The organism is Myxococcus vastator, assembly GCF_010894475.1.
GTDB lineage: Bacteria > Myxococcota > Myxococcia > Myxococcales > Myxococcaceae > Myxococcus > Myxococcus vastator.
In genome coordinates this window covers 1-22,637 of the sequence record NZ_JAAIYB010000087.1, presented here as the reverse complement: position 1 = coordinate 22,637, position 22,637 = coordinate 1, and the positions used below count along the sequence as shown (strand labels likewise).

Annotated in this window: 23 protein-coding genes; 9 read left to right on the top strand and 14 right to left on the bottom strand. The window is 69.8% G+C overall.

Annotated features, from left to right (window positions below):
* Positions 1-1,267 (top strand): sensor histidine kinase (locus tag G4D87_RS11600; RefSeq protein ID WP_275902278.1); only part of this gene is annotated, 1,267 nt, incomplete at its 5' end.
* 181 nt (positions 1,268-1,448) lie between these two features.
* Complete coding sequence (locus G4D87_RS11595; RefSeq protein ID WP_163781893.1) at positions 1,449-2,465, top strand: hypothetical protein; 1,017 nt, start codon at positions 1,449-1,451, stop codon at positions 2,463-2,465.
* A 217-nt stretch (positions 2,466-2,682) separates the two neighbouring features.
* Here the strand turns inward: G4D87_RS11595 and sitI6 are convergent, their stop codons facing one another.
* The 3 genes from sitI6 to G4D87_RS11580 all read right to left on the bottom strand — a co-directional run bounded on the left by sitI6 (position 2,683) and on the right by G4D87_RS11580 (position 4,513).
* Positions 2,683-3,399, bottom strand: a complete 717-nt coding sequence (gene sitI6, locus G4D87_RS11590; protein ID WP_205507547.1) for a SitI6 family double-CXXCG motif immunity protein — start codon at positions 3,397-3,399, stop codon at positions 2,683-2,685.
* A gap of 20 nt (positions 3,400-3,419) precedes the next feature.
* Positions 3,420-4,112 (bottom strand): SitA6 family polymorphic toxin lipoprotein, encoded by a 693-nt coding sequence (sitA6, locus tag G4D87_RS11585; protein WP_240358198.1) that lies wholly within the window; start codon positions 4,110-4,112, stop codon positions 3,420-3,422.
* A gap of 77 nt (positions 4,113-4,189) precedes the next feature.
* A complete protein-coding gene (locus G4D87_RS11580) occupies positions 4,190-4,513 on the bottom strand; it encodes a hypothetical protein (RefSeq protein WP_163781889.1) in 324 nt (107 codons plus the stop codon).
* 129 nt (positions 4,514-4,642) lie between these two features.
* Here G4D87_RS11580 and G4D87_RS38860 point away from each other — a divergent pair, with 129 nt between their 5' ends.
* The 5 genes from G4D87_RS38860 to G4D87_RS11555 all read left to right on the top strand — a co-directional run bounded on the left by G4D87_RS38860 (position 4,643) and on the right by G4D87_RS11555 (position 11,169).
* Positions 4,643-4,849, top strand: a complete 207-nt coding sequence (locus G4D87_RS38860; protein WP_205507546.1) for a hypothetical protein — start codon at positions 4,643-4,645, stop codon at positions 4,847-4,849.
* A gap of 113 nt (positions 4,850-4,962) precedes the next feature.
* Positions 4,963-6,174: an acetyl-CoA C-acetyltransferase gene (locus G4D87_RS11570; protein WP_163781886.1), complete on the top strand. Its 1,212-nt coding sequence runs from the start codon at positions 4,963-4,965 to the stop codon at positions 6,172-6,174.
* A 40-nt stretch (positions 6,175-6,214) separates the two neighbouring features.
* Positions 6,215-8,392 (top strand): 3-hydroxyacyl-CoA dehydrogenase NAD-binding domain-containing protein, encoded by a 2,178-nt coding sequence (locus G4D87_RS11565; RefSeq protein WP_163781884.1) that lies wholly within the window; start codon positions 6,215-6,217, stop codon positions 8,390-8,392.
* A 314-nt stretch (positions 8,393-8,706) separates the two neighbouring features.
* A complete protein-coding gene (locus tag G4D87_RS11560; protein ID WP_163781882.1) occupies positions 8,707-10,197 on the top strand; it encodes an ABC transporter substrate-binding protein in 1,491 nt (496 codons plus the stop codon).
* Between the two features lie 126 nt (positions 10,198-10,323).
* On the top strand, positions 10,324-11,169 hold the full coding sequence (locus tag G4D87_RS11555; RefSeq protein ID WP_163781880.1) for a class I SAM-dependent methyltransferase: 846 nt from the start codon (positions 10,324-10,326) through the stop codon (positions 11,167-11,169).
* 72 nt (positions 11,170-11,241) lie between these two features.
* On the opposite strand, the gene G4D87_RS11550 is transcribed toward G4D87_RS11555, so the two are convergent.
* Genes G4D87_RS11550 through G4D87_RS11530 form a run of 5 tightly spaced genes read right to left on the bottom strand, consistent with a single transcriptional unit; the run spans position 11,242 to position 15,416 of the window.
* Positions 11,242-11,859 carry an LURP-one-related family protein gene (locus G4D87_RS11550; protein ID WP_176412332.1) on the bottom strand — a complete coding sequence of 206 codons (618 nt, stop codon included), beginning with the start codon at positions 11,857-11,859 and terminating at the stop codon, positions 11,242-11,244.
* Positions 11,860-11,881: 22 nt separating this feature from the next.
* Complete coding sequence (locus G4D87_RS11545; RefSeq protein ID WP_163781876.1) at positions 11,882-12,445, bottom strand: response regulator transcription factor; 564 nt, start codon at positions 12,443-12,445, stop codon at positions 11,882-11,884.
* Positions 12,442-13,752 carry an ATP-binding protein gene (locus tag G4D87_RS11540; protein WP_163781874.1) on the bottom strand — a complete coding sequence of 437 codons (1,311 nt, stop codon included), beginning with the start codon at positions 13,750-13,752 and terminating at the stop codon, positions 12,442-12,444. The genes G4D87_RS11545 and G4D87_RS11540 overlap by 4 nt, the downstream gene beginning before the upstream one ends.
* A complete protein-coding gene (locus G4D87_RS11535) occupies positions 13,749-14,513 on the bottom strand; it encodes a hypothetical protein (RefSeq protein WP_163781872.1) in 765 nt (254 codons plus the stop codon). Before G4D87_RS11535 ends, G4D87_RS11540 begins: the two co-directional genes overlap by 4 nt.
* 3 nt (positions 14,514-14,516) lie before the next feature.
* Positions 14,517-15,416, bottom strand: coding sequence for a transporter (locus tag G4D87_RS11530; protein WP_205507545.1), 900 nt, complete (start codon positions 15,414-15,416; stop codon positions 14,517-14,519).
* A gap of 199 nt (positions 15,417-15,615) precedes the next feature.
* Between G4D87_RS11530 and G4D87_RS11525 the strand changes: the two genes are divergently transcribed.
* Complete coding sequence (locus tag G4D87_RS11525; RefSeq protein WP_163781870.1) at positions 15,616-16,053, top strand: DoxX family protein; 438 nt, start codon at positions 15,616-15,618, stop codon at positions 16,051-16,053.
* A 3-nt stretch (positions 16,054-16,056) separates the two neighbouring features.
* On the opposite strand, the gene G4D87_RS11520 is transcribed toward G4D87_RS11525, so the two are convergent.
* Positions 16,057-16,374: a hypothetical protein gene (locus tag G4D87_RS11520; protein WP_163781868.1), complete on the bottom strand. Its 318-nt coding sequence runs from the start codon at positions 16,372-16,374 to the stop codon at positions 16,057-16,059.
* A 30-nt stretch (positions 16,375-16,404) separates the two neighbouring features.
* A complete protein-coding gene (locus G4D87_RS11515; RefSeq protein WP_163781866.1) occupies positions 16,405-17,307 on the bottom strand; it encodes a metallophosphoesterase in 903 nt (300 codons plus the stop codon).
* 353 nt (positions 17,308-17,660) lie between these two features.
* Here G4D87_RS11515 and G4D87_RS11510 point away from each other — a divergent pair, with 353 nt between their 5' ends.
* Positions 17,661-18,821, top strand: a complete 1,161-nt coding sequence (locus G4D87_RS11510; RefSeq protein ID WP_163781897.1) for an ATP-binding protein — start codon at positions 17,661-17,663, stop codon at positions 18,819-18,821.
* 59 nt (positions 18,822-18,880) lie between these two features.
* Here G4D87_RS11510 and G4D87_RS11505 read toward each other — a convergent pair whose 3' ends face one another.
* The 4 genes from G4D87_RS11505 to G4D87_RS11490 all read right to left on the bottom strand — a co-directional run bounded on the left by G4D87_RS11505 (position 18,881) and on the right by G4D87_RS11490 (position 22,323).
* A complete protein-coding gene (locus tag G4D87_RS11505; RefSeq protein WP_338044940.1) occupies positions 18,881-20,443 on the bottom strand; it encodes a hypothetical protein in 1,563 nt (520 codons plus the stop codon).
* A 198-nt stretch (positions 20,444-20,641) separates the two neighbouring features.
* Entirely contained in the window at positions 20,642-21,175 is a 534-nt protein-coding gene (locus G4D87_RS11500; RefSeq protein WP_163781864.1) for a hypothetical protein, read from the bottom strand.
* Between the two features lie 133 nt (positions 21,176-21,308).
* The gene (locus G4D87_RS11495) at positions 21,309-21,689 is read right to left on the bottom strand and encodes a response regulator (protein WP_163781862.1); all 381 of its coding nucleotides are present in this window, start codon (positions 21,687-21,689) and stop codon (positions 21,309-21,311) included.
* A 184-nt stretch (positions 21,690-21,873) separates the two neighbouring features.
* Positions 21,874-22,323 carry a Fur family transcriptional regulator gene (locus G4D87_RS11490; RefSeq protein ID WP_163781860.1) on the bottom strand — a complete coding sequence of 150 codons (450 nt, stop codon included), beginning with the start codon at positions 22,321-22,323 and terminating at the stop codon, positions 21,874-21,876.
* Positions 22,324-22,637 lie beyond the last annotated feature (314 nt).

Sequence of the window (22,637 nt, the reverse complement as noted above, 5' to 3'; positions counted from 1 at the left end):
GTCGATGGGGGTGTGTCTGTCGTCGAAGTGGGGCTCCGCCTGGTTCTGGACGACGCATGCGGGAGGCCCCGCGCCCTGCCTGCGCTACGAGACGGTGCGAGGGACGGCGGGGGAGGTGCTCGATTTCCACCAGGCCGCGCGCGAGGCGTCCACCGAGCCGGTGGGACACGACTGGGTCCTGCCCGCCTGTGTATCGCGCTGGGAGCAGGAGGGCGTGCGAGGGCTTCGCCTGGAGGACTGCGCCCGCGTGGTGGACACGGGCGAGCCGGTCTCCGTCGTGTTGCGCATCGCCCGCGAGGGCAGCATGGAGGCGCGCTTCCGGGCCGTGGGCATGAAGTCGCTGGATGCCTTCGTGTTGTGGCTGCTGCCCGATGACGCGGACGACGCGCAGGCGCTTCGCGAGGCGCTGGAGCGTGAGCGCGAGGCCCGCCACCGCGCGGAGGGCGCGCTGGAGCACGCGACGGCCCGGCTTGCACGCCAGGCCCTGGATGGCACCGCGCGCCACCTGGCGCTGGAGCGGCTGACGGAGGAGGCGGAGTTTCGTGAGCGGTTCATCGGCATCCTCGGGCATGACTTGCGCAATCCCCTGAATGCCATTGCCCTGTCCGCCCGCGCCATGGCGCAGCGCACGCTGCCGGCGGCCCAGCAGCAGCAGTGCGCCCAGCGAATCGAGGCGAGCGCCGCGCGGATGGGCGCCATGATTTCCGACATCCTCGACCTCACCCGCGCGCGGCTCGCGGGCGGCATTCCCCTGCACCTGGGGACGGTCTGCCTGGCCATCGTCTGCCGGATGGTGGTGGAGGAGCTGTCCGCCGCGCATCCTGGCCGGCACATCACCCTGGACGTGGAGGGCGCGTCGGAGGGCTTCTGGGACGCGGACCGGATGGCGCAGGTGCTCAGCAACCTGGTGGGCAACGCGCTGGAGCACGGCGCCGAGGACGCGCCCGTCCGGCTCAAATGTATCGCGGTGGACGGTGAGCAGGTCCTGGAGGTCCACAACACCGGGGCGCCCATTCCGTCTCAACACCTGGAGAACTTGTTCGACCCGTTCCGCCAGGTGGGCACCGCTCCCGGGAGGGGCCACCGTCGCGGCGCTGGCGGCCTGGGGCTGGGACTCTTCATCGTGAAACAAATCGTCCAGGCGCACGGAGGCGCGGTGTGCGTGTCCTCCTCCGAGGCAGGGGGAACGACCTTCACGGTGAAGATGCCACGAGACGCGCGACAGTCGCAGGAGCCCGCACCCTCGGGCGCGAGGCGTCGCGTGTGAGTGCAACGTTGGCGGCTGGGCGGAACGGGCGCTGAGCGTCCGCCGGCGCACGGACTACGTGTTTGCCGCATGACCGACGTGCGCGAACTGCCCGAGAGGGCACCTGTCAGCGGGGAAAAGAAGGACTACCGGTTATCTTGGCCGCGACAAACGCGGCTACCCCCAAAAACCGGAGGCAGCCATGTATCACCACCCCACCTCGAAGACCTGTTCCAGCGCCAAGGTCACCTACGCCGGGCGCCGTTGTGCGCACCGGTGGGAGCTGCTGCCAGCGTTGCTTCTTGTCGCCGCCGTGGGGTGTGGCCCGGCGGAGCCGATGGAGACGGCCGGCGAGACGCTGGGCACCGGGTCGGACGCGTTGGTGTCGTCCAACGGGCTGTCGACGAACGGGCTGTCGACGAACGGCCTGTCGACGAATGGCCTGTCGACGAATGGCCTGTCGACGAATGGCCTGTCGACGAATGGCTTGTCGACGAATGGCTTGTCGACGAATGGTTTCAGCACGTGGTTCAGCGCGGACCCCGTCAAGGCCGAAGAGGTGATGCGATACATCGTCCGGTGCGCGCTCGCCTCGGGCCAGACGCTGACGTACACGCATGCGGGCACCACGCACACCTGGCAGGGCTCCCTGGGGCTGGCGCCGACGTGGTCGAGCCCCACGCCTCCGCCTCCGCCGAGCCCGGCCGCCCCGGAGGCCGAGCAGCAGCTGGTGTCGAGCTGCCTGGCGGCACACGTGAACAAGTACGGCGTGCACCTGAACATCTCCGTGCAGGGCAAGGACTCGCAGGGCAATGCCATTCCGACGACGGCCGAGGAGCTGCAGACCTACAACCAGCATGAGGCCGTCTTCTTCGGCAACCTCTTCAATGGGCAGGGGCTCTTCGCGGCCAATGACGCGCCCTATCTGGCCTACGACGAGAGCACGGTGCGCGCGTGCGGCCTGTCGTCGTGGAGCGGGGACCCGGACTGCGCGACCGTCATCTCTCACGTGGGAGCGGCCCAGACGTTCTGCCAGCAGGACCCCACGCGGTCCTACTACACGCGCTGCACGTACAACGGCGTGGTGTACCGGCCGCTCACCACCCGCATCCGTCCCCAGGACATCTACAAGTGTGGTGACGGGACGTGCCAGCTCTCCGAGCGCTGCGGCACCAGCAACACGCCGGACAGCTGCGCCGCGGACTGTGGCGCCTGCTAGACGTTGACGTCTTCGCGGCCCCCCGTGCCGCGCGCAGTGGCGGCCTTCCTCCTACCCCTCGGGAGGATGCCGTGGAGTCCGAGCCTGTCCGAGCGCGGCGGCTGCCGCATCCAGGCTGAACAATGTTGTCCAGCTCTCTCGAATGGCTGTCCGCGAAATGCATCCGCACCTCCCGCGCAGCGCTGGGGGCAGGGAGTGGTCTGTTCGTGGCAGTGCGTCAGCGGACCTCGACCTGGCGGAAGGTGACGCCGTCGAGCTCCAGGCGCTGGACCGCGTCCACGAAGCGCTGGGTGGCCAGGATGAGCGTGGGCCAGTCCGCGAGGCGGAAGACGTCCACCGTGGTGGGGAGGGAAGCGGCGTCGAGCAGGTAGGGGTCCGGGAGCGCTGCTGTGTCGCGGCCGCACCGTGCGCAGGGAGGTTGTTGCGCCGCGGGCAGGCAGTCCGGGTGGAAGTGGCCGTGACGCTCCAGTTGCAGTTCGAGCAGCTCGGGTGGGGGCGTGCCTCGGGAGCGTAGGTTCATTCGACATCCTTGGAGGCCGTGCACACCTGCGGCTTGCAGTTGCTCAAGGGCTTCGCGGTGCATGCAGAGCGTCCAGGGATTCGGAAGATGGAAGTGTCCGAAGACGCCCCGGGCCGTCCCCTCCATCGGGCCGAAGCTTGCTCCGGGCCTCAAGAGAATGCCGGAGGGAATCCAGTCGCGGAGCTGTTCCGTCAAGCGGTCCAGCTCGCCTTGGGGCTCAATGCGTGCCTCACGGTACGAGGTGTGCTGAGGAAACGCCGACAGGTCGATGCACGGATACTGAAGACCCGTGGTGGCCCAGGTCGCCCCGCAGCGCTCGCAGTTCTCCAGACCGGGCAGCCGCCATGGGTGCCGGACCTTCAGCTCGCCCGTGAAGCCCGTCGCCGCAGCGGTCTCCAGTTCATAGGCGTTCACGCGGCTCGCTCCTGGGTGGGTCATTGGCGTCGCCGATAATACGGGCCCACGGGGCCCGTGAGTTCGAAGCGATAGATGAGCGCGCCAGCGTGACGGTAGATCTCCTCACGCGAGGCGCTGCGTCCCGGACCCCGGATGAACTGCCGCCAGGCTTCGTTCCACAGTCCTCCGGAAGGTCCGCCGCCGTGAATCCTCCGGTGGAGGTGCGTGGGGATGAGCATCGTGTAGTCGTGGATGTTGATGCCGCGCACCGTGAACCAGTCCGCCAGCTCGCTGGCTTGGGGAAACAGATGGTGCTTCTGCAACTGAGGCGCGGGCAGCAGGGGCGGCGGCCGTAGCGGCGGACGTTCCGGATACCAGCGAAACGTCATCACCGGTTCGGCACCCCGCCGAAGCCAGGGCGCCCTTCTCCACCACCGTCCGGGCCTGGCCGGGCCCATGGGAAATCCCGGTCGCAGGGCCAGCACGTGCCCAGCGGCGGGCGCATTCACGGACGAGGTCGCGGGTGCGTCGGACTCGCTGACATCCTCGCAAGTGAAGAAGCCGCAAACGCCCTCCTCACAGCCGAGCACCACGCAGTGGTCCTCACCAGGCGCGGCACAGCGGGCCGCGTCCACCGCTTCCCAGACCCGCACCAGCGGCGGGCGAGCGGCGCACGCGACGCCCAGCCAGGCCACCAGCAGTGCGCACAACGACAGGACAGGGTTTCGCACGCAGGCTCCGGAGTCACCGGACAGCGCCCGCCCCACGCCAGGATGCGCGGAGCGGGCAGGCCCAAGGGTGACGCGTGTTACCGGGCGCTCACCGGCGCGGACAGGCAGGCCGCCGCCATGCCGGGCGCGTTGCTCTGGCGCGGCTCCACCGACGACAGCTCATCCTCCTCCTCGGAAGGAAGCTGGGCGTCCGGCGTGCACGTGCCGCCCAGCTCGTAGTCGCTGAACCACCGCTCACAGGTGATGACGCGCATCCCCCAGGGCACCGCACAAACGAGCGAGCACGGCGCTTCGTCGGCACACTGCACGTCGCAGTCCGGAGGCAGCGCCGACGCGGACAGCGGGGAGAACGTGACAAGGGCCACGGCGCTCACGAACAGCGTCTTCGAAAGCAGGTTCATGGTGACTCCACGACGACGGGTGGCCGGACCACGAAGTGTGTCCCGGTACCCCGCAGTATCGGGCCGGACGGGGAAAACTTCAAAAGCAGCACTGGCGGCTTTTTACAGGTCGGCAATGCCCCACGCGGAATGGCTTGCATAGACGCGCACCTGCTGCTGCGCGAGGCGCTGGTCACCATCGTCCGCGCCGTCCTTCCCCGCCTCCACCAACAGCCAGGGTCCGGCAGCGCCGCGGCGGGTGTGTCGCACCTGGAGGGTGGGTTGGATGTGACGACGGCGGCCATGGCGAAGTATTGGGGACGGACCCGGCGTGCATCGTCGCCGACCGTTGCTTGAAGTTGTTCGAAGGGTACGGTGTGCTGCGAAGCCTTGTCGGCGCGAACGAGGTCATGAAAGAGCTCGTTGCCCGTTCCCTGTAGACCCCCATCCCCGTTCCAAGGAGGCTCTGCGTGAGCCAGGAAGCATTCATCTTCGACGCCGTCCGGACCCCTCGCGGCAAGGGCAGGAAAGGCGCGCTGCACGGCACCAAGCCCATTTCGCTGCTCACCGGCCTGGTGGACGCGCTCAAGCAGCGTCACCCGAACCTGGACCCTCAGCGCATCGACGACGTGGTGCTCGGCGTCGTCTCTCCCGTGGGTGAGCAGGGCGCCGATATCGCCCGCACCCTGGTGCTGGCCGCGGGGCTGCCGGAGACGGTGGGCGGCGTGCAGCTCAACCGCTTCTGCGCGTCCGGCCTTACGGCGGTGAACATGGCCGCCCAGCAGGTGCGCTCGGGCTGGGAGCACCTGGTCATCGCGGGCGGCGTGGAGAGCATGTCGCGCGTGCCCATGGGCTCGGACGGCGGCGCCTGGGCCATGGACCCGGCCACCAACTTCGACACCTACTTCGTCCCGCAGGGCGTCTCCGCGGACCTCATCGCCACCATCGAGGGCTTCACGCGCGAGGACGTGGACCGCTACGCGGCCCGCTCGCAGCAGCTCGCGGCCCAGGCGTGGGCCGGCGGGTACTTCAAGAACTCCGTCGTTCCCGTGGTGGACCCGAACGGCCTCACCGTGCTGGACCATGACGAGCTCATGCGCCCGGACTCCACCGTGGCGTCGCTCGGCAAGCTCAACCCGTCCTTCGCCGTCATGGGCGAGGCGGGCGGCTTCGACGCGGTGGCCCTGCAGAAGTACCACTTCGTGGAGCGCATCGAGCACGTCCACACGCCTGGCAACTCGTCGGGCATCGTGGACGGCGCGGCGCTGGTGCTCATCGGCTCGGAGCAGGTGGGCAAGTCGCTGGGCCTCACGCCGCGCGCGCGCATCGCCGCCGTGGCCACGTCCGGCTCGGACCCCACCATCATGCTCACCGGCCCGATTCCGGCCACCCGGAAGCTGCTGGAGATTGCAGGCCTGTCGGTGAAGGACATCGACCTGTTCGAGCTCAACGAGGCGTTCGCCTCGGTGGTGCTCAAGTACCAGAAGGACCTCGGCATTCCGGAAGAGAAGCTGAACGTGAACGGCGGCGCCATCGCCATGGGGCACCCGCTGGGCGCCACGGGCGCGATGATTCTGGGGACCATGGTGGACGAGCTGGAGCGTCGCAAGGCGCGCCGCGCGGTCATCACCCTGTGCGTCGGTGGTGGCATGGGCGTGGCCACCCTCATCGAGCGCGTCTGAGCTTCTCTTCCAACACTTCGACAGGATTCGAGCGAAACCCATGAGTGAGCAGAGCACCATCCGCTGGGACCAGGACGCCGACGGCATCGTCGTCTTGACGTTGGATGACCCGAGCCAGTCCGCGAACACCATGAACGCCGCGTACCTGAAGTCCATGCGCGCGACGGTGGACCGGCTGGTCAAGGAGAAGGACACCGTCACCGGTGTCATCCTCACCTCCGCGAAGAAGACCTTCTTCGCCGGTGGGGATTTGAAGGACCTGCTGAAGGTGCGCAAGGAGGACGCGAAGCAGGCGTTCGAGCTGGGGCAGGAAATCAAGGCGCAGCTGCGCGCGCTGGAGACCCTGGGCAAGCCGGTGGTCGCGGCCATCAACGGCGCGGCGCTGGGCGGCGGGCTGGAGATCGCGCTCGCGTGCCACCGTCGCATCATCGCGGACGTGAAGGGCGCCCAGGTGGGCCTGCCGGAAGTCACGCTGGGTCTGCTGCCCGGTGGCGGCGGCGTGGTGCGCACGGTGCGGATGCTGGGCATCGTGGACGCGCTGATGAAGGTGCTGCTCCAGGGCCAGCGCTACCGCCCGCAGGAGGCGAAGGAGGCCGGACTGGTCCACGAGGTGGTGGACTCCGTGGAGGCGCTCCTGCCCGCGGCCAAGGCGTGGGTGAAGGCCAACCCCACCGCGCAGCAGCCGTGGGACGTGAAGGGCTACAAGATTCCGGGTGGCACGCCGTCGTCTCCGGGCCTGGCGGCGAACCTGCCCGCGTTCCCCGCCAACCTGCGCAAGCAGCTCAAGGGCGCGAACATGCCGGCGCCCCGCGCCATCATGGCCACCGCCGTGGAGAGCACGCAGGTGGACGTGGACACCGCGTTCACCGTGGAGTCGCGCTACTTCACCGAGCTCGTCACCGGGCAGGTCGCGAAGAACATGATTCAGGCGTTCTTCTTCGACATGCAGCACATCAACTCCGGTGGCGGCCGGCCCAAGGGCTTCCCGCAGTACACGGCGAAGAAGGTGGGCGTGCTGGGCGCGGGGATGATGGGCGCGGGCATCGCCTACGTCTGCGCCAAGGCCGGCATCGACGTGGTGCTCAAGGACGTGAGCCAGGCCTCCGCGGAGAAGGGCAAGCAGTACTCCGTGAAGCTGGTGGAGAAGGCCATCCAGAAGGGCAAGTCCACGAAGGAGAAGGGTGACGCGCTGCTGGCGCGAATCACGCCCACCACGGACGCCGCCGCCCTCAAGGGGTGTGACGTCGTCATCGAGGCCGTCTTCGAGGACGTGAAGCTCAAGCACCAGGTCTTCCAGGAGGTGCAGGACGTGGTCGCCCCGGACGCGGTGCTCGGGTCCAACACGTCCACGCTGCCCATCACCGTGCTCGCCGAGGGTGTGAAGCGGACGGAGGACTTCGTGGGCATGCACTTCTTCTCCCCCGTGGACAAGATGCCGCTGCTGGAGCTCATCGCGGGCAAGAAGACGAGCGACGCCACGCTGGCGAAGGCCATCGACATCGCGGTGCAGATTGGGAAGACGCCCATCGTCGTCAACGACAGCCGGGGCTTCTTCACCAGCCGCGTCATCGGCACCTTCCTCAACGAGGCCATCGCCATGGTGGGCGAGGGCCTCTCCCCTGCTTCCATTGAACAGGCCGGGCTCCAGGCGGGCTACCCCGCCGCCCCGCTCCAGTTGGTGGACGAGCTCACGCTGACGCTGCCGCGCAAGATTCGTCAGGAGACGAAGGCGGCCACCCTGGCGGAGGGCAAGCCCTGGGTGGAGCACAGCAGCTACGCCGTGGTGGACGCGCTGGTGGACCAGCACCAGCGCAAGGGCCGCTCCACGGGCGGCGGGTTCTACGACTACGTGGACGGCAAGCGCACGGGCCTGTGGGCGGGGCTGGCGCAGCACTTCACCAGGCCCGGCCACACCATCCCCTTCGAGGACATGAAGGAGCGGATGCTGTTCGCCGAGGCCATCGACACGGTGCGCTGCTTCGACGAAGGCGTGCTGCGCTCCGCCGCGGACGCGAACATCGGCTCCATCCTCGGCATCGGCTTCCCGGCCTGGACGGGCGGCGTGGTGCAGTTCATCAACGGCTACGAGGGCCGGACGGGCAACGGGCTTCGGGGCTTCATCGCCCGCGCGCGTGAGCTCGCGCAGCGCTACGGCGCGCACTTCGAGCCGCCGGCGTCGCTCATCGAGAAGGCCGAGCGGGGCGAGCTCTTGAAGTAGCAGCGCACACAAGGAGAGGTCCGACGACGCAGGGCTCCACCCGAGCCACGCTGCCGCTGGCGTGGCGCCGGGAGCCGTTGCAGGTGCTCGAACGGGTGGCTCGCAAGTACGAGGCGGAGCTTCTCGCCGCCCTGAAGTCGGACCTCTCCAAGCCACGGAGTCCGTTGCCGGGCTCACCTGCCGACAAGCGGGTTTGCCTGCACTGTCCCGAGGGAGAATTGGAGTCGAAGCGCTCCCGAAAACGTCAGACCGACCCGCTATGAATCTCCCTGCGCAGCGCCATTCAGGGCGTCGCCGAAAGGGTTTCCTTCACAATGAAGATGCCATTGATTTCTTTCGGGCTCTTGGTCGGCATGGCAGGGGGCGGATGCGGGGGGCTCGACGAGGCAGAGGCGGTGGACGCCTCCCAGGTCAGCCAAGGCCTGGTCACCCAAGTCACCGGTACCAGCCCGGTCACCTTCATCGCCACGTCGGGCAACGAGACGAAGCCATACGACCAGTCCGCCACGTTTGTGGCGGCATACCTGCGGGACTCAACGACCGGGGCATTCACGGCCTATCCGGGCATGGGCTCCGCGGACGGCACCATCTCCGTGCCGAACGTCCCTTCCGGCCGCATCTACCTGAAGCTGGGCTCGCGCTACCTGGTGAGCACCGGTCGAGCGTTCGACCTGGGCTCCACGGAGTGGGGCCGCGAAGGCTCCTTCGCGTCACTGCCCACGCCCGTGATGGTGTCCGCCACCGGCCTGTCTCCCTGGCAGCCGGGGGACTTCCTGGACATGTATTCGTTGAACCCGGGCGCGTTCGGCTACATCGACGGCAGCGCCACGGGGCGCCCCCTGGCGGGCGCCACGTCGCTCTCCGGGCTGAGTTTTGATTACGCCAACATGCTCAACCCGGTGCTGCTCGACAGCGGCCGCGGGGATGTGTTCTCGCTGGCGCAGATGCGGTGGCAGACGAGCGCGAATGGCGTGCCCTACCGCGCGATGCACAAGGTGCTCGACGCGAGCATGACGCAGGTGGAGGGCCAGCCCGCCACCGTCAGCGGAACCTTCACCCAGCCCGTCGCGACAGGCACCTTCGAGGTGGACTGGAGACGCTCGGCCTTCGAAGCCATGCGCACCCAGGTGAACCCGGACGCGGTCAGCACGCACAATGAGATATGGATGTCCGCCCGGCCGGCCGCGCTGGGCTCGGCGCTCGCGTCCATCAGCGGGCCGCCACTGCTCGTGAAGCTCAATCCTGACGCGCAGCGGACCGACATCGTCACAGGGAGCATGACCTACAACAACCCGCTCCCGGCGACGTGGCAGAAGGTGGCGTTCGCCGCCGCGGGCTTCACGAAGAGCTACGCGCTGGGGACCGCGGCGCCCTACACCATGCGCGCGGACATCCGCGTGGAGCAAGAGGCGAGCGTGTTCACCGCCGCGCCCGTGCAGCCCCTCGTCGGACCGGTGCAGGCGCCCAAGGTGAACACGCGGGGCGCGTTCCAGGACCTCTCGGGCGTGGGGACCGACGCCTCGCTGCGCTGGTCGAAGCCGCTGGTCGGCACGGCCACGAACTACGTGGTGAACATCTACCGGCTCGGCGTGAGCAATGGCTCCACCACCGCGTCGCGCGTGGCGGTGCTGCACACGGATCTCCAGAGCGTGTACCTGCCCCCGGACGTGCTGCGGGCGGGCCAGACGTACTTCGCGGAGATCCAGAGCTGGTACCAGCCCGGCTCGAACCTGGCGACGAGCCCGTTCAAGCGCTCGCTGCCTCGCGCCCGCGCCAGCGTGCTCACCGGCATGTTCAGCCCGTAGGCGCTGAAGTCCTGGGAAGGAAGGGAGCCCGCTCCCTTCCTTCCTCACGAGCCGCATCGCTTCAGCGAGGTTGAACTGGCACTGTACGGCCTTCACTTCTTGAAGGCATGTGAAGGGAGACGCACGATGGCATCGGGTCACCAGCCCCCGGAGGGGCAGGCAGCGCTTTGGAATGGCCCCGCGGGACAGGCCTGGGTCGATAGCCGGGACCTGCTCGAAGGGATGTTCAAGCCGTTCGAGGACCTGCTCGTCGAAGCCGTCCAGGCCCGCGGCGCGCGTCAGGTGCTCGACGTGGGCTGTGGGACGGGCGGCACGACGCTCGCCGTCGCGCGGCGGCTCGGTGCCCAGGGACACTGCGTCGGCATCGACATCTCCGCGCCCATGCTCGCGGCGGCGCGGGCCCGGGCCGAAGCGGAGCAGGTGGCCGCCAGCTTCATCGAAGCCAGCGCGGAGCATCACGCCTTCGAGCCGGCGCGCTTCGACATGGTGATTTCTCGCTTCGGCGTGATGTTCTTCGACGATGCCACCCAGGCCTTCGCGAACCTGAGGCGTGCCGCGAAGGAGAACGCCAGGCTGAGCGTCATCGCCTGGCGAGGCCCTTCGGAGAACCCGTTCATGACGACCGCCGAGCGGGCCGCGGCGCCTCTCCTGTCAAACCTCCCCCCACGTCAGCCGGACGCGCCGGGGCAGTTCGCGTTCGCGGACCAGGGCCGCGTCCATCGCATCCTGGAGCAGAGCGGCTGGGCGGACATCGACATCCAGCCCATTGATGCCACCTGTGCCCTGCCCGAGCGCGGGTTGCTCCAGTACGTGAGCCGGCTTGGGCCCCTCGGCCGCGTCCTTCACGAAGCCGACGAGCGGACCCGGACTCACGTCATCGAAACCGTCCTTGCCGCCTTCAACCCCTATGTGCACGGCGACGAGGTGCGGTTCACCGCCGCTTGCTGGCGGGTCGAAGCTCGCGCTCCCTGAGGCCCGCTCGGCGTGACGCGACGGGCGGCGCCCTGAAGGCCGCCGTCGCCCGTCTGGGAGAAGGCTCGGAGACTACTGCTGCCGGCCTTCAATGGCGCACATGAGCACCGCCGCCGCGATGCCGAGCCGCCGGTCCAGCCGCCGGTCGCTGTCCATGGAGAAGTCCAAATCAATCTTCTGGATGAACGGGTTGAAGCGCTGGTGGAAGGCGAGCACCTGGGTGTCGCCCAGCGTCCCGGTGAAGGACTGGGGAATCAGCGCGGTCAGGAAGCGGCGCACCAGCGCCATCATCATGCTGTCCTCTTCAATCTTCCCCACCTCCTGGTCATTCGCGTCCAGCACCAGCCACTGGTCGCGGAGGAGGGAGCGCAGGCCCTTGCGGCGCAGCGCGCCCATGCGCTCGCCCGTGGTGGCGTCCGTCACGTCGTACGTCATGCCGAAGTCGAGGATGCCGCGCGCCTTGATGGTGAGCAGCTCCTCGCGCATCTCCTCGTCGCCGTAGATGCGGATGTCCTCCTTCAGCTTGAAGGCCTTCAGCTTCGAATAGAAGGCGAGGTTCCCCGCCTCGTCGTAGATGTGGAACGCGTCGCCGAACAGCTTGAAGAACTTGCGGCGAATCATGTAGCGCGTCTGGCCGAAGCGGCCGGGGGCCAGGTGGCTGGGAGGACGGGTCTGGAGTGCGGTCGACATTCCGCCACCCATAGCAAAGGTGCTAGCGGGAAGGCGGGTACTTCTGCAGCTTGCGCTGGAGCGAGCGCCGGTGGATGCCCAGCTTGCGAGCCGCCTCGGAGATGTTGCCGCCGCAGTCCGCCAGCACGCGGTTGATGTGCTCCCACTCGGCGCGCGCCAGGGACGGCGCCTCGAAGCGCTCCGACGCCGCGACGGAGGGTTCGCCGGACGCACGCGCGAAGGCCGCGAGCAGGTCATCCGCGTCCGCGGGCTTCGGCAGGTAGTTCACCGCGCCCAGCCGGATGGCATCCACCGTGGTGGCGATGCTCCCGTAACCCGTGAGGACGATGACGCGCGTGGAGGCATCCACCGCGAGCAAGTCCCTCACCACCTCCAGGCCGCTGCGGCCCGGCATGCGCAAATCCACCACCGCGTACTCGGGCGACTCGCGGCGCGCGGCGGCCAGGGCCTCGTCGTAGTCCCCCGCGGTGGTGACGTCCCAGCCCCGCTCGCGGAAGGCGCGCGCCAGCCGCTCGCGCAGGGTGGAGTCGTCATCCACCAGCAGCAGGCTGGGGCGCTGCTCCGTGCCCGCGCCATCGACGCTCATGGCGCGCCCTCCGTCACCGGCAGCGCGAGGCTCGCCGTGGTGCCCTGGCCCGGCGTCGAGCGCAGCTCCAGCGAGCCGCCCAGCTGTTCCACCAGCGTGCGCGCCAGGAAGAGCCCCAGACCCATGCCTTCACCCGGTGGCTTGGTGGTGAAGAAGGGCTCGCCCGCCCGGGACAACACGTCCGCCGCCATCCCCGTGCCCGCGTCGCGCACCTCCAGCAGGGCGCCTTCGCCGCGCGCTCGCACGCGCAGCTCCACGGGACGCGACACCTGGGAGGCCTGGAGCGCGTTCTTCACCAGCCCGCGCAGCACCCGGGCCAGCGCCCGGGGCGGGCCGTGGACGCGCCACTCGCGGGCCTCGGTAGGCAGCTCGACCGTCACCCGCTCCGCGCCGGGGAGCTCCGCCAGCATGTCCTCCACCAGCCGGGCCAGGGGCACGGGGTGGAAGGGCTCGCCCGTCGTCTGCCCGGCGTCCGCGGACATCTGCACCAGCACGTCGCGGCAGCGGTCCACCTGCTGGCGGATGAGGCGCAGGTCCTCGCGCACGGACTCGGAGGTGCCCGCGGTGGCCAGCGCGCGCTCCACCTCCTTGGCCACCACGGCGATGGTGGACAGCGGCGTGGACAGCTCGTGCGCGGCGCCCGCGGCCAGCGTCGCCAACGAGGCCACCTTCTCCCGCCGCGCGTGCAGCGCGCGCGCCTGCGCCAGCTCCTGCTCCCGCGCCCCGAGCGCTCGCGTGACGCGCTGGACGAAGTAGACGATGAAGCCCGCGGCCACGGCGAAGGCCACCCACATGCCGTTGAGGTGCAGCCGCATCAGCTCCGCGTGGTCCGGCCGCGACAGGCCCGCTGGCAGCTCCACGTCCTGCAACACGAACAGCGAGCCGAAGGCCGTCAGCGTGAAGCCGAGCAGCCCCCACATCCACCGCGAGGACAGCAGCACGGTGCCCAGCGCGACGTTCACCAGGTAGAGCGTGGTGAAGGGGTTGTGCGTGCCGCCGCTGAGGGCCAGCAGGCCGGTGAGCACCAGCGTGTCCCACAGCATCAGCTTGCCAAGGGAGCCCTCCGTCACCCGGAGGCCGCGCGCCAGCCACGCCCGCACCGACACGTTGGTCAGCGCCTCCAGGCCCAGCAGCGCGAACAGCACCGGCACCGGCAGCGCCAGCTCCAACCCGAAGGCCGCCACGCCGATGACGAGCGTCTGGCCCAGCAGCAGGCCCCATCGCAAGCGCAGCAGCCACTCCAGGTTGATGCGGGCCCGGGAGTCGAGCTCTGGGAGCGGCGGGGCGGCTTGGGGCGGAGGCGTCATGGTGCGGCGGAGGACGGAGGCACCACCGAGCGGGCCACGTTGGCCACCAGGTCCACGTTGGCGGGCGGCTGCTCGGCGCTGACGCCATCCAGCCACGTATCCCACGAGAGCGCAAAGACGAGCTGCGTGTGGGGCTCGGCCTCCGACAGCGTCACCCACTCCAGTAACACGTCCACCGACGCGCGCGTCTGGAAGCTCACTTCGAAGGGCTGGGGCTCGCCGTCCTGTCCGGTGCGCAGGGTGCCGCGCAGGTGCAGGCTGCGGCCCACCATGTCCACCGGCGCGTCGCCCTGGGCGGCGGCGGCCAGGCCCCGCGCGTCGTCGCCCGCGGGCTCGAAGTGGAGGCGCGCGTGGCAGTAGCGGCCCGGCGCCGGGCGCAGCGTGCCCAGCGGAATGACCGTTCCATCCGCGCTGCCCAGGCTCACCACCTGCGGGACGTCCATCCGCAGGGGGTTGGTGGCGGTGTGGTGCGCCCACGCCGTGCCCACGGGGGACAGTTGACGCAAGAAGCGCTTCCAGCCGACCTCCGCGCACGGGAGCAGCTCCACGCTGCCCAGCGTGACGAAGCCGCTGTTGAAGACGGCGCGGGTGCCCTGGTCGTTCATGAGCTCGCGCGCGCCGGCCGCGCCCGAGATGGGCCGCGCCCGGGCGGTGATGAGCGCGAGGTCGAGCGTCATGCCGTTCTGGACGTCGGTGCCGCCGCAACCGGTGACGGACAGGAGGGCGGCGCCCATGGCGACGGGCTTGAAGAAGGAGCGCATGGTTCAGAGGTCGTAGGCGACGGACAACATCGCGATGGGCGTGGGGACGACGCGGCCACGCAGTTGGTTGATGAAGGGCACGCGGACGCCCGCCGCGACGACGACATCCATGCCCGGGCTGAAGATGACGTCCGGGGACGCGTAGCCGATGAAGCCGCCCGTGTGCTCGTGGCGCTCGCCTTCCGAGTCGGCTGGCGCTTCCAGGCGGCTGTCGAAGCCCAGGCGCAGCGCCCAGCGGGCCGACGGCTGGTATTGCGCGGCGAGCGTGGTGCGCAAGGAGGCCCCCGCGCGGAAGCCCTGGATGCCGCGCGTGGGGAGGAAGCCGGTGGCGCTGGCCAGGAAGGACCAGCTGCCGCGGAAGTGCTGATAGGCGAAGCCGGCCAGTGGGTCCACCGAGCCGCTGCCCAGTTGACTGTCCAGGGCGAGCTGGGCGCCGTCTGGCCCGCGCAGCACGGGGGCGGTGGGGAGCTTCACGCCGCCGAGCACGCTGAACAGGTGGTCCGCGGAGAAGGCCTTGTCCTGGAAGAGGAACACCTTCGCGGCGACCTCCACGTCGCCAAGGCCCCAGCCGCGGTCCCGGGCGAGGCTGACGTGCCGCACCTCGCGGGCCTGCAAGGGCAGGGTGGCTTGAAGGAACAGCCAGGGGCGCGGCGCGTAGGCCACCGCCAGGTCCATGCGCGCCTCGCGCAGGCGCAGGGCGTCCACCCCCTCCGTGCCCACCGTGTGGCCCCAGCCCCGCACGGTGGAGGACAGGCGCAGGCGGCCGGCGAACGGCTGCTCGGTGCCCATGGCCATGAGCGTCGGGTCGCCGCAGGCGCAGGTGGCGCAGGCCCAGGCGCTCGAGGTGGGGACGAGCAGCAGGGCGCTGGACAGCAAGAGGGTGACGGTCAAAGCGTTCTTCACGGCCCGGGCACCATACGTGCTGGTCCGGGGGCTCGCGTGTGGCGTGTTGTCGCAGCGGGCCCTGGCCGGGAAGGCCCCGCGGTGGAGGGCGAGCAGGCGGGCGAGCGGCCGGTGTCACGCAGGAATCGATGCCCACGTTGAGAATGACAATGTCCTGCCAGCGTTGAGGGGCTGGGAGGAGGGACGACAGGGAGGATTCATGGGCGTGCTAGCGCCGATTGGCCGGCTGCTCTTCTCGGCCATCTTCATCACCAGCGGCCTGAACCACTTCTTCCAGTTGGAGGCGCTGACGGGCGTGGCCCAGGCGTCCGGGGTGCCCGAGCCGCGCCTGGCGGTGCTGGGGTCCGGCGTGGCGCTGGTGGTGGGCGGCTTGTCCGTGCTGCTGGGCGTGTTCGCTCGCCTGGGCGCGGCGGCCATCGCCATCTTCCTGCTGTCCGCCGCCTTCATGGTCCACAGGTTCTGGCTGGTGACGGACCCGGTGCAGGCGCAGAACCAGCTCATCCACTTCATGAAGAACCTCTCCATGGCGGGCGGCGCGCTGTTCATCGTCTACTTCGGGTCCGGGCCCTTCAGCCTGCGGCGCAAGAAGGCGGAGGGGCTGGGCAGCGGGCGGCTGGGTGTGCCGCTGCGGCCTTGAGGCTCAGGGCGTGGGGGCGCTGACGGCCGGGGCCTCCGCGTCGCCGGGGACCCAGGTGATGAAGGTGGCGGCCTCGGGCAGGTTCCGCTTCAGCTTGTCGCAGGGGACGTGCGCGAGGGCGTGGTTGCTGCTGCCCGACGTGACCAGGAAGCAGCTCTCCGTGCGCGGGTCGATGAGATAGGCGAGTCGGCCGTCGATGTTGATGAGGGCGAACTTCCCCGCCTCCGGCAGCTTGACGTAATCGACGTGAGACGGAATGCAGCCTACGAGCGGCAGCAGGAGCACGGCACACCGGAGCAGGGATTGGCGCATGCGGCGCATGCTAGCCGCTCCGGCCGTGCGAGGGGCATGTCACCCCGCGCTGACGGTGGCCTGGCGCAGCGTGAAGAAGGCCACCTCCGGCTCGCTGCCCCGGCGCAGGTAGGGGCCGCCGAAGCCGAAGCCCAGGCCCCGGTTCACGTACAACTGGTTGCCATTCACGTGGTAGTGGCCGCGGATGTACGGCTGGCCCGCGCGGCGGAAGATGGCCTCCGTCAGGCCGCGCACCACGAACTGGCCGCCGTGCGTGTGCCCGGAGAACTGGACCAGCCCCGCGTGCGCCGGCAGCTTGTCCGCCGTGGGCGGCGTGTGCGCCAGCACCAGCCGCGTACCCGACACCGGCGCACCTCGGAAGGTGGCCTCCACATCGTCCCGGCCCGTGAGCCCGTCGTCGATGCCCAGCACCGTCACCGGCGCGCCCTTCACCTGCACCTGCCGGTGCTCGTTCTGCAGCACCGTGTAGCCCATCCGCTCGAAGGACTCGCGCAGGTACGGCGCGTTCACCCAGTGGTCATGGTTCCCCATCACCACGTAGACGAGCCCCTCGAGGCCGGCCAGCAGCTCGCGCACACGCGGCAGCGGCTTGGGGCTGTGCGTGACGTAGTCGCCGGTGAGGAACACCAGGTCCGGCTTCTCCGCGTTGACCGCCTCCACCGCCCGGCGGATGCGCAGCGCCGAGGTGGCCTGCCCCACGTGCACGTCCGACAGCTGCGCCACGCGCAGGCCGTCATGCTCGGCGTGCAGGTGCTGGAGCATCAGCACGTTCTCCGTGAGGGAGAAGTGGTCCCGCAGGCGCAGGCGCCGCTCCGTGCGGAAGGGGTCGGCGCCGCTGCGCGCGATCAGCGCATTGCGCTCGTCCTCCTGCACGTCTCGCCGGAGGCTGTTGGCCGGGGCTGCCAGGGGCGCGGCACGACGGGCGAGACGTCTCAGGCGCATGCGGTTCGGTTCCTTTCCGTGCCAGGGACGGCGGGAGGGCTCGTTTGATTCTAGAGAGCCAGGTGGGGTGGGTTGAAGCAGGTGTCCCTCGCACGCCTGCCCAGCCAGCGGCCGGCGCTCGGGGTGCAGGGAAAACCCGCGCGATTTCAGGAAGATTCCGAAGCGTCCTCAGGCATTCTTCCACCATTGGACAGACGTCCGGGGGGCGTGCCGTGACGGTAACCGTTGGGATTGCTACACCCGGGGGGACGATGACCCCCAGGCCCGGGTCCGCCCAGGACACGGGGCCGGACGTGACAGCGCCAGCAGGTGGAGGAAGCGCCGCGCCCCCTGCCGGCGGCGGTTCGCGGCCGGTGGAGCTGGCCGAGCTCATGTCCACGGTGCCGCTGGGCATGGCCATCATCGACCGCGAGCTGCGCTTCGTCGAGGTGAGCGACGCCATGGCCGCCATGCACGGCGTGTCGCGCGAGGCCCACCTGGGCCAGTCCATGGTGGAGGTGCTGCGCGCCGAACCCTCCGCGGCCGACGTGGTGCGCCGCGTCCGCCGCGTGCTGGAGACAGGCGTGGCGCTGGAGGGCGTGGAGATCATCCACCGCGAGTCGGGCGCCCAGGGCGAGCGCACCCGCGTCTACCGCGCCAGCTACCACCCGGTGCGCCGTGAAGGCGCCATCGTCGCCGCGTGCATCTACGTGGAGGACATGACGGAGCGCCGCCGCGTGGAGGCCCAGCGCGACGCGGGCGCGGCCCGGGAGCGCTCGGTGCGCGAGCAGGCCCTGCGCGAGACGCAGGAGGCCGTGCGCGCCCGGGATGAGTTCCTCAGCGTGGCGGCCCACGAGCTGCGCACGCCCCTCACCAGCCTGCGTCTGCACCTGCAGCTGCTGCTGCGCCAGGTGGGCGGCTCGAGCCAGGAGCCGCCCGCGGAGCTGGCGCCCAGGGCCCGCGTGCTGGACCGTCAGCTGTCGCGGTTGGTGGGGCTGGTGAACACGCTGCTGGACGTGTCGCGGCTGGCCGCGGGTCGCTTGTCGCTGGAGCCCCGGGAGCTGGACCTGGCGCAGCTGGTGCGGCAGATGGCGGAGGCCTTCTCCGAGGAGTTCAACCGCGCCGGCAGCACGCTGTCGCTGCACGTGGACGGGCCGCTGCTGGGGGAGTGGGATTCGCTGCGCCTGGAGCAGGTGCTGGTGAACCTGCTCTCCAACGCCGTGAAGTACGGCGGAGGCCAGCCGGTGGAGGTGTCGCTGGCGAGCGAGGGCCTCACGGCGGTGCTCGCCGTGAAGGACCAGGGCATCGGCATCTCCGAGGACGGCATGGCGCGCCTGTTCGGCAAGTTCGAGCGCGCCGTGTCGGAGCGGCACTACGGCGGCCTGGGCCTGGGTCTCTTCATCACCCGTCAAATCGTGGAGGCCATGGGCGGCAGCATCACCGTGCGCTCCGCGCAGGGAAAAGGCTCCACGTTCATCCTCCGCCTGCCCACGCGGCCCCCGGTGCCCGCGAAGGCCGCCGCGGGCGCGCGGTAGGCGCATGACGCGAAACCCCGGGGCGCCCGTGCGGGGCACCCCGGGGACTTTCCCGGGCTTCAGTTGCCGCGGAGGACCGTCAGGCCGCTGTCGGTGAGGACGTACAGCGCCGCCGGCGTCACCCGCGGGTCGTGGATGAGCTGCCGCACCCGGGAGCCGCTCACGCCCGCCACCTTCTCCAGCGTCTTCAGCGGCGTGAGGCGCCACAGGCCCGAGCGTTCCGTGCCGATGTAGAGCGAGCCGTCACCCGTGGCCGCCAGCGCGCTGATGTTCTGGAGCGCGTCGCGCTGCTCCGCGTTGGCGCCGGTCAGCCGGGTGCCCGTCTGGGCCTGATTGGAGGCCCACGTAATTGTCATCTCCCACAGGCCGTGGTCCTTGCTGCCCAGGTAGTAGCGGCCGTCCGTCGTCTGCTGGAAGCCGCGCCAGCTGTCGAACTCGCTCATGCTGTTGACCTGGGGCAGGTAGGAGGACTCCACCTTCATCAGGTTGACGCGCTTGTCCATGTTGTCCCAGTCGCCGTGGTGAGGCGTCGGCGTGACGATGCCGAACATCCACTCGTTGGCGATGAGGACGTCCCCGTCCTGCGCGATGCCCAGCCCGTAGGTGTAGCCCGCCATCTGGCTGCCCTGCTCGTTGAGCCACACCGGGTGCCGGTGGGAGCTGTACTCCAGGCCGCGGATGCGGGTGACGCCGTGGTTGGAGCCCACGTAGACGTCGCCCTTGTCTCGGCCGTGCATCACCGTCACGCAGCTCAGGATGCTGCGGTCCTCGTCGAAGTGATGGTCGTTGCTGTTGCGGATGCCCAGGTTGTGCACGTCATCCAGCCGGCGCGGGCCCGTCTGGACGTGGGGATTGCCGTTCTCGTCCGTCGTGTTGCGCACCGACTGGTGCAGGTGCTCCTCCAGGACAATCTCCCCGCTGCCGTCCAGGCGCACCACGTCCACGTCACCCTGCTTGTAGTACTGGAGCCGGCGGTGGCTGTACGGGAAGCACGGCTGCGTCGGGTCCGGCTGGTAGCACTCGTTGGGGCTGACGATGTAGTTGGGCTGCAGGCCCGGGAACTCCGGGTCCGTGCGCAGGTCCGTCGTGGCGTAGCCCACGTAGGCGCGGCCCGCGCCGCCACCACAGATGACGGTGGAGCCGGTGGCCGCCCGGTCCGGACCGAAGCCGCCCTGGGCCTGGCCAATGGGCGAGCGCGTCCAGACGACCTGCTGCGTGTCCGCGCGCAGCACGCCAATCCGGTCCCCATCCAGCAGCCAGATGTTGTGCGCGGCGTCCACACCCACCGCCTGCGCCCGGGAGATGTCGTAGCGGGACGAGTAGTTCGTCACCGCGTCCGTCGGCCACGGTCCTTCAACAGGGCCGCTGCCCGCGTCCGGCTCCGAGCCCCCGTCCGGCTCCGAGCCCGCGTCTGGCTCCGTGCCCGCGTCGGGCTCCGTCCCGGCATCCGGCTCCGTGCCCGCGTCCGGCTGCGTGCCGGCGTCGGGCTCTGGCCGCGTCACCGGTGGAATGTTGTCGATATCGTTGTCTGTCGTGGGGGGCGTGGGCTCGTTCGAGCCACCGCATGCCCACGCCGTCATCACCGCCGCCCCTACCCACCCAGCCAACAGTCGTCGATTCACCGCTTCCTCCTCCTGGGGACGCACAGCAATTCGCATACCGGGCTTTGGACGCCTGGCCACCTGGGAAACAGGGTCTGCGTGGGCAAAACGCTTCCCTGTCTGGAGAAGAAAAGGGCAACGCGGTGACGAAAAACAAACGGGCCCGCCTCCGGTGTGGAAGCGGGCCCGTTTCGAGCCGTGATGCGCGTGTCGCCAGGACTACCGCGTCGGCGTGCCGTCGAGCTCCTTGTCGACGGACTCATGCGGCTGCGTGCCCGCGCCGCCGGTGCCCGGCTGCTTCTTCTTGGCGCCCTTGGGGCTGGTGGCGCGCAGCTCCAGCGCGACGACCTCCTGGCCCTCCAGCTGGAACTTCGCGCGCACCGAGGCGCCCTCCGGAATCTCATCCGTCTTGGCGACCTTCTTGCCGTCCAGCATCAGCTTCGTCTTGTCACGCACGTCCAGGTCCGCGTCAGGCAGGCCCGGGCGGGACAGGCTCACGCCGTCCGCGGTGGCATCCTTGAGGGTGCCTCGCAGGCTCATGGCCTTGTCCATCTTGAAGGTGCCTTCATCCTCCGTCTGGACGCCCGTCACGTCCTTGGCGGCCTCGCCAATGGCGGGCCCCACCTCCGTGGCGTCCACGCCGGTGCTCTTCTCCGTACCAGGACGGGGCACCTGCGTCCGCGACGGCTGCTGCTGCGCGAACGCGGCGCTTCCCACGCACAATGCGACTGCGGCGATGAGCTTCTTCATCATCCCTCTCCCTGAGTTCAGTTCGGTTGGACCGGCTGCTGGAAGCAAGGGTGGGGCCGCTTCCTGCTCTCGCCAATCCAGGCCGGGTGCCTCAGGGGCGTCCCTGGCCGCAGGGCAGCCGGACAGGCGCCCACGCTCAGTTGGGCAGCTGACTGAGCCGCTTCACCGCGTTGAGCAGCTCGCGCAGGTCCAGCGGCTTGCGCAGCCAGCCGGCGACGCCCAGGCCCTCCGCCGCGCCCCTCACGTCCAGGTCCGCGCTGGCCACCAGGACGGGGATGCGGTTGAAGCTCGTGTCGTGGCGCAGCGCCTCACGGAAGGCGAAGCCGTCCATGCGCGGCATCATCAGGTCGAGCAGGATGAGGTCCGGCATGGATTCGACCTGGCGGAGCTGGGTCAGCGCCTCCAGGCCATCCGCCGCGAGCAGGACGGCGTAGCCTTCCAGCTCGAAGACGTCCTGGAGCGCGTCACGGATGTCGAGGTCGTCGTCGACGACCAGCAGTGTCTGAAGGGGTTGCACCGAAGCCTCCGGCGAAAGCGGGGCAGTCTCCCCGCGACGCCGTCCCCAGGATGTGTCCGCTCCCGTGAAGGCGGAAGCGCATGGCGAGCCGGGGGCGGGCAAATGCTCAGCCCCCGACGCATGCCAGGCCGCTCTCCGACGCATCTTCCCGGTGCGCGCGCAGGGGCCGCAGTGGCCCCGTCACTCAGTTGCAGCCGTCGCAGAGACCGCGAAGCTGCACTTCCACCGAGCGCTGGGACACCGCGCGGGGCACGCCCTTGGAGGACGCGATGCGGACCGACTCCTCCGGGAGGCAGGCCACGGTGCCGCAGTCGGTGCAGGTGAAGTGCGGGTGGCTGCCGTTGTGCTCCTCGCCCGCGCGCTTCAGCTCGAAGCGCCACACGTGGTCGCCCAGGTCCGCCCGCACCACGAGCCCGGCCTCGGTGAGGTCCGTCAGGTTGCGGTAGATGGTCACCCGGTCGTAGCCCTCGTCACCCAGCGTGTCCACCAGGTCGGCGTGGCTCATCGGGGACGTGGCGTCCTCCAGCTCCCGCAACACCGCCACACGGGGCGCGGTGCTGCGCAGGCCCGCGGAACGAATCCGGTCCTGGAACTCAGTGAGCTTCGGCTGCACGGCACTTCTCTTTGCTCCCATGATGCCCTTTCGATAGCCGATTTGACGGTCACTTTCACCCTGCTGAGACCTGGAGCGTTGAGTCTTCACGCTCCGCGTGATGCCCCTCAGCGGGTCTCCCCCGACTCCCCGCGCGTGCTCCCAGGAGACGGTTGTAACTGCTTCCAATGCAATCTGGATGCAGAAGAATCGCCGTTGCCATCGTGAGCGGATGCGCCGTGCGTCCACGGGCCCTCACCCGGTGCCTGGCGGCAGGCCTGCCCGGCGTCACCCGGCGGCGGGGGTGGGACGGGAAGCTGGATTTCCGGGAGCCGCGCGGCATGTCGCTGGGAGAG